General features: G+C 70.7%; 6 protein-coding genes. 4 read left to right on the top strand and 2 right to left on the bottom strand.

Going from position 1 to position 6,305, the window contains the following annotated elements:
* Positions 1–53: 53 nt before the first annotated feature.
* Together ACWF79_RS26280 and ACWF79_RS26275 are read right to left on the bottom strand one after the other, a co-directional pair.
* Positions 54–443 carry a VOC family protein gene (locus ACWF79_RS26280; protein ID WP_453730611.1) on the bottom strand — a complete coding sequence of 130 codons (390 nt, stop codon included), beginning with the start codon at positions 441–443 and terminating at the stop codon, positions 54–56.
* A gap of 83 nt (positions 444–526) precedes the next feature.
* Positions 527–1,366: a class II glutamine amidotransferase gene (locus tag ACWF79_RS26275; protein ID WP_453730612.1), complete on the bottom strand. Its 840-nt coding sequence runs from the start codon at positions 1,364–1,366 to the stop codon at positions 527–529.
* A gap of 183 nt (positions 1,367–1,549) precedes the next feature.
* Between ACWF79_RS26275 and ACWF79_RS26270 the strand changes: the two genes are divergently transcribed.
* The 4 genes from ACWF79_RS26270 (at position 1,550) to ACWF79_RS26255 (ending at position 6,248) form a co-directional block, all read left to right on the top strand.
* Complete coding sequence (locus ACWF79_RS26270; protein WP_453730610.1) at positions 1,550–1,918, top strand: PRC-barrel domain-containing protein; 369 nt, start codon at positions 1,550–1,552, stop codon at positions 1,916–1,918.
* Between the two features lie 225 nt (positions 1,919–2,143).
* Positions 2,144–3,652 carry an aldehyde dehydrogenase family protein gene (locus tag ACWF79_RS26265; protein ID WP_453730609.1) on the top strand — a complete coding sequence of 503 codons (1,509 nt, stop codon included), beginning with the start codon at positions 2,144–2,146 and terminating at the stop codon, positions 3,650–3,652.
* On the top strand, positions 3,649–5,175 hold the full coding sequence (locus ACWF79_RS26260) for a GMC family oxidoreductase (protein ID WP_453730608.1): 1,527 nt from the start codon (positions 3,649–3,651) through the stop codon (positions 5,173–5,175). The genes ACWF79_RS26265 and ACWF79_RS26260 overlap by 4 nt, the downstream gene beginning before the upstream one ends.
* The gene (locus tag ACWF79_RS26255) at positions 5,172–6,248 is read left to right on the top strand and encodes a quaternary amine ABC transporter ATP-binding protein (protein WP_453730607.1); all 1,077 of its coding nucleotides are present in this window, start codon (positions 5,172–5,174) and stop codon (positions 6,246–6,248) included. Before ACWF79_RS26260 ends, ACWF79_RS26255 begins: the two co-directional genes overlap by 4 nt.
* Positions 6,249–6,305 lie beyond the last annotated feature (57 nt).

Genomic DNA, 6,305 nt, shown 5'->3' with positions numbered 1-6,305 from the left:
CGCCGGAGGAACCGGCGGGCCACCGCACCGGGTCGCCGTAGGTCGGGAGCGGATCAGACGGCCCAGCCGGTCTCCGCGAGGGTGAAGGAGTGCCCGGCCGGGTCGCTGAAGAGGCGGGCCTCGCGCGGCCCGTCCTCGGTGTCGGTGTCCACGGGCCGGGCCCCGAGCGAGACGGCCTCGCGCTCCGCCTCGTCGAGGTCTCCGGGGCCGACCAGGATGCGCAGGTGCGCCTGCAGGGCGTCGTCGGGGCGCGGCCAACTCGGCGGAGCGTAGCCGTGGTCCCTGCGTACGGCGAGGCGGACGCCGGAGCCTCCGACCACCTCGATCAGGTCGGGGTCCTCCCCGATGTGTATCTCGCCCGCCAGCAGTTCGGCGTAGAACTGCGCGAGAGTCTGCGGGTCGGTGCAGTCCAGTACGAGCATGCTTGTCTTGTTGACGGCCATGGTCCCCGGCTACCCCGACCAGGGCCGATCAGTCGAACGTCTCCGCCTGACGGCTCGTACAACTCGACCTGGACGGTGGGGTGTCAGGGTGCTTCCGGGAGGAACGGGCGGTAGTCCGCACCCGGGCCGGAGGGGATCATGGTGTAGCTGGACTCCGGGAGTTCGTTCCACACTCCGGGCAGGTTTCCCAGGGGCTCGGAGACCACGATGCGCGTCTCGTCGGAGACCGCCTTGAGGTAGTCCAGCTCCGGGTGGAGGCGGCGGACCGTCTCGGCCCTGGTGCTGTAGAAGAGCGAGCGGGGCCGTCCCTGGCTGGCGTGCCGGAAGGCCCACACGCGCTGCCCGTCGCTCACGGCCACCGTCATCTGCAGCGGATCGGGGACGCCGTGTTCCTTCCCGAGGCGCTCCACCAGGCCCGCCATGCGGGCCACCGCGCCGGGGACGTCCTGGTCGAGGCCGAAGGTGACCGCCAGGTAGAACATCACCTCGGAGTCCGTCGAACCCTCGATGCAGGGGAAGAGGGCGGGGTCGACGGCCATGCAGAGATCGCGCTGCAGCCGGGGGAAGTCCGCGATGGCTCCGTTGTGCATCCACATCCACCGGCCGTGGCGGAACGGGTGGCAGTTGGTCTGCTGGACGGCCGAGCCCGTGGAGGCGCGGACATGGGCGAAGAACAGGTGGGAGCGGACGTGCGCGGAGAGTTCCTGCAGGTTGCGGTTGTTCCAGGCCGGTCCGACATCGCGGAAGACCGCCGGTGTCCCGTCGCCCTCCGCGCTGTACCAGCCGAGCCCGAAGCCGTCACCGTTGGTCGACTCGACGCCCATGCGGGCGTGGAGGCTCTGGTTGATCAGCGAGTGCTCGGGGCGGTACAGCACGGTGTCGAGCAGTACGGGCGAACCGGAGTAGGCGAGCCAGCGGCACACAGGAACCATCCCCTTTCAGACCATTTCCGAGCCTACGCCCGCGCTGTGACATCGGGGGGCATGCGCGGCCGGGTACGGGGCAGGCGGAGCTGAGCGGGAGAACCGACCCGCTGCGCACGACACGGACGAGGAGTACGGCAGCACGACCGTGCCGTTCTCTGCACACCGGAGGAGTTGTTTCGCGTGACCGAGAACGTGTGGAGCTACAAGTCGACCGCGGGCCACCTGGCCGGTACCCAACTGACCGGCTACAAGGTCGAGGCGATCGACGGCAGCATCGGAAAGGTCGACAAGCACTCCGATGAGGTCGACGACGCCTACCTGGTGGTGGACACCGGTATCTGGATCTTCGGCAAGGAGGTCCTCCTGCCGGCGAGCACCGTGGTCCGGATCGACGTGGACGAGAAGAAGATCTTCGTCGACCGCACGAAGGAGCAGATCGAGAACGCTCCCGAGTTCCACCGCGACAAGCACCTCGAGGACCCGGCCTACCGCCATGAGCTGGGGACGTACTACGGCCTCGGCGGCCCCTTCGGCGGCCGCGTCGTCTGAACCACCCCATGAGGATGGGCCCGGACTCGAACGAGTCCGGGCCCATCCTCATGGGCCTTTCCCTCCTTTCAATTCACCCCCTATGTCCCTTTTGCGTTGCTTTGGCGCGTGAACCGGGCCACTCTCCGCATGGCGTTGCGCATGGATCTCAGGAGCCAGGGCAGGCGGCCGGATCGCCGGTAACACCGGCAGGGGGATTCAAAGGAACGAAAGGCCGTACCCGACGTGACCGCAGCACAACAGAGCATCCATGTGGGCGGAGAGTGGCGCGCAGCCCTCTCCGGCGCCACGCGCGAGATCATCGACCCCGTCGACGCGACCGCCTTCGCGGTCGTGGCGGAGGGCGGTGTCCAGGACACCGACGACGCCGTGGCCGCCGCACGCGCCGCGTTCGACGACGGCGCCTGGCCGCGTACGCCGGCCGCCGAGCGCGCCGCCCTGCTGCGTCGGGTCGCCGGCCTCCTCGAACGCGACCGCGAGCGGATCGGCGCCCTGGAGAGCCAGGACGCGGGCAAGACGCTGGAGGAGGGCCGCGTCGACGTCGACTGCGTCCGCGACGCCTTCCTCTACTTCGCCGACCTCGTGGCGAACGAGGACGCCGGCCGGGTCGTCGACGCCGGTTCGGACGAGATCCACAGCGTCGTCGTGCACGAGCCGGTCGGCGTCTGCGCCCTGATCACCCCGTGGAACTACCCGCTGCTGCAAGCCAGTTGGAAGATCGCCCCTGCCCTCGCCGCGGGCAACACCTTCGTGATCAAGCCCAGCGAGATCACCCCGCTGACCACCGTCGTCCTGGTCGAACTCCTCCTGGAGGCCGGGCTGCCGCTCGGCGCCGCGAACATCGTGACCGGCCCCGGCGCCACGGTCGGCGCCCGGCTGGCCGAACACCCCGACGTCGACCTCGTCTCGTTCACGGGCGGCCTCGTCAGCGGTACGAAGGTCGCCAGGGCGGCCGCCGACAGTGTGAAGAAGGTCGCCCTCGAACTCGGCGGCAAGAACCCCAACGTCGTCTTCGCCGACGCCTGTTCGACCCCCGAGGGGTTCGACACCGCCGTCGACCAGGCCCTCAACGCCGCCTTCATCCACAGCGGCCAGGTCTGCTCCGCCGGCTCCCGCCTCATCGTCGAGGAGTCGCTGCGCGAGCGCTTCGTCACCGAACTCTCCCGCCGCGCCGAACTGATCCGCCTGGGACGCGGCACCGACGACGGCGTCGAGTGCGGCCCGCTGGTCTCCGCGGCCCAGGTGGCGCGGACCGAGGAGTACGTGGCCTCCGCCCTCTCGGAGGGCGCGGTCCTGCGGGCCGGCGGCGAGCGGCCGCCCGGTCCCGGCCACTTCTACCGGCCCACGGTCCTGGACCGCTGCCACCGCCGTATGCGGGTCGTCCGCGAAGAGATCTTCGGCCCGGTCCTCACCGTGGAGACCTTCCGCACCGAGGAGGAGGCCGTCGCCCTCGCCAACGACACCGAGTACGGCCTCGCCGGAGCGGTGTGGACCTCCGACGAGGAGCGTGCCCGGCGGGTCGCGGGCCTGCTGCGGCACGGCACCGTCTGGATCAACGACTTCCACCCCTACCTGCCCCAGGCGGAGTGGGGCGGCTTCGGGAAGTCCGGCATAGGCCGCGAACTCGGCCCGAGCGGTCTCGCCGAGTACCGCGAGGCCAAGCACATCTATCAGAACCTCGCCCCGCGCCCCGTGCGCTGGTTCGCGGGAGAGAAGCAGAAGGACCAGGCATGAGCGACCAGCACATCTACGACTACGTCGTCGTCGGCGGCGGCACCGCCGGTTCGGTGATCGCCTCGCGCCTGACGGAGAACCCGGACGTCAGCGTCGCCGTGATCGAAGGCGGCCCCAGCGACATCGACCGCGACGACGTCCTCACCCTGCGCCGCTGGATGGGCCTGCTCGGCGGTGAGCTGGACTACGACTACCCCACCACCGAGCAGCCCCGGGGCAATTCGCACATCCGCCACAGCCGTGCGCGGGTGCTCGGCGGCTGTTCCTCGCACAACACCCTGATCTCGTTCAAGCCCCTGCCGTCCGACTGGGACGAGTGGGCCGAGGCGGGCGCCGAGGGGTGGGACGCGGCGGCCATGGACCCGTACTTCGCCCGGCTGCGCAACAACATCGTCCCCGTCGACGAGGCCGACCGCAACGCGATCGCCCGGGACTTCGTCGACGCGGCGCAGAGCGCGCTCGGCGTGCCGCGCGTCGAGGGCTTCAACAAGGGCCCGTTCCACGAGGGCGTCGGCTTCTTCGACCTCGCCTACCACCCGGAGAACAACAAGCGGTCGTCCGCCTCCGTGGCGTATCTGCACCCGTTCCTGGACCGGCCGAACCTGCACATCGCCCTGGAGACCTGGGCGTTCCGCCTCGAGTTCGAGGGCACCCGCGCCACCGGCGTCCACATCCGTACGAAGGAGGGCGAGGAGCACGTCGTACGCGCACGGCGTGAGGTCCTGGTGTGCGCGGGAGCCGTGGACACCCCGCGTCTGCTGCTGCACTCCGGGATCGGGCCGCGCGCGGACCTGGAGAAGCTCGGCATCCCGGTCGTGCACGACCTGCCGGGCGTCGGGGAGAACCTGCTGGACCACCCCGAGTCCGTCATCGTGTGGGAGACCCACGGGCCGATCCCGGAGAACTCCGCGATGGACTCCGACGCCGGTCTGTTCGTCCGCCGGGACCCGGAGTCCGAGGGGCCGGACCTGATGTTCCACTTCTACCAGATCCCCTTCACCGACAATCCGGAGCGGCTCGGCTACGAACGGCCCGCGCACGGCGTGTCGATGACCCCGAACATCCCCAAGCCGCGCAGCCGCGGCCGGCTCTACCTGACGAGCGCCGACCCCGAGGACAAGCCCGCGCTCGACTTCCGGTACTTCACCGACGAGGACGACTACGACGGCCGGACCCTCGTCGACGGGATCCGCATCGCCCGGCAGATCGCGGCGAGCGAACCGCTGGCCGGCTGGCTGAAGCGCGAGGTCTGCCCGGGGCCCGAGGTCACCTCCGACGAGGAGCTCAGCGCCTACGCCCGGCACGTCGCACACACCGTCTACCACCCGGCCGGTACCTGCCGGATGGGGGCCGCCGACGACGAACTCGCCGTCGTCGCGCCCGATCTCAAGGTCCGGGGCCTCGACGGCATCCGGATCGCCGACGCGTCCGTCTTTCCGACCATGACCGCCGTCAACCCGATGATCGGCGTACTCATGGTCGGCGAGAAATGCGCCGACCTGCTGGGAGGCACGACCCGATGAAGACTCCGCCGCACACTCCTTCGACGCAATCCGTCTTCTCCGTACGCGACCTGTGGAAGGTCTTCGGTCCGAAGGCCGACCGCGTGCCCGCCGACCGGGAGCTCGCGAGCCTGGACGCCGCCGAGCTGCGCGAGCGCACCGGCTGCACCGCCGCCGTCCGTGACGTCTCCTTCGACGTCCGCAAGGGTGAGGTCTTCGTCGTCATGGGCCTGTCGGGCTCGGGCAAGTCGACGCTCGTACGCTGCCTGACCCGGCTCATCGAGCCGACCTCCGGCACGATCTCCATCGACGGCGAGGACGTGCTGTCCATGGACGCCGGCCGGCTCCGCGAGCTGCGTCGGCACCGGGCGGCGATGGTCTTCCAGCACTTCGGGCTGCTTCCGCACCGGACGGTCCTGGACAACGTCGCCTACGGCCTGGAGATCCAGGGCGTGGCACGCGCCGAACGGCGCGAGCGGGCGGCGGAGTTCGTCACCAAGGTGGGCCTGGACGGCATGGAGCACCGCAGGCCGAGCCAGTTGTCCGGCGGCCAGCAGCAGCGGGTCGGGCTGGCCCGCGCGCTCGCCGTGGACCCCGAAGTCCTGCTGTTCGACGAGCCGTTCAGCGCGCTGGACCCGCTCATCCGCCGGGACATGCAGGAGGAGGTCGTCCGCCTGCACCGGGAGGAGGGCCGCACCATGGTCTTCATCACGCACGATCTGAACGAGGCGCTGAAGCTCGGCGACCGCATCGCGCTGATGCGCGACGGCCGCGTCGTCCAGCTGGGCACGCCCGAGGAGATCGTGGGCGCTCCCGCCGACGACTACGTCAGGGACTTCGTCCGGGACGTGCCGCGCGAACAGGTGCTGACCGTCCGCTCGGCGATGCGTCCCGCACTCGCCGACGAGCGCGAGTCCGGCCCCTCGCTCGCCCCGAGCGCCACCGTCCACGAGGCCATCGAGGCCGTCGCCCGTACGGGCGAGAACGCGCGGGTGGTCGAGGGCGGCCGGTGTCTCGGTGTGGTCGACCACGCGGGGCTCCTCGGTGTCGTCGCCGGGGTCCCGGCCGCCACGGCGGGGAAGGCGGTGGCCTGATGCACGCGCATACGACCTGGCCGCCGCCGGGCTCCACGGCCGGCGCCGCCCACCTGG

It is taken from the genome of Streptomyces sp. NPDC054975 (genome assembly GCF_053609105.1).
This window is presented reverse-complemented; position numbering and strand designations above follow the sequence as displayed.

Coding starts and splice junctions, on each gene's coding strand:
- ACWF79_RS26280 (WP_453730611.1), bottom strand. CDS start 443: ATGGCCGTCAACAAGACAAGCATGCTCGTACTGGACTGCACCGACCCG.
- ACWF79_RS26260 (WP_453730608.1), top strand. CDS start 3,649: ATGAGCGACCAGCACATCTACGACTACGTCGTCGTCGGCGGCGGCACC.
- ACWF79_RS26255 (WP_453730607.1), top strand. CDS start 5,172: ATGAAGACTCCGCCGCACACTCCTTCGACGCAATCCGTCTTCTCCGTA.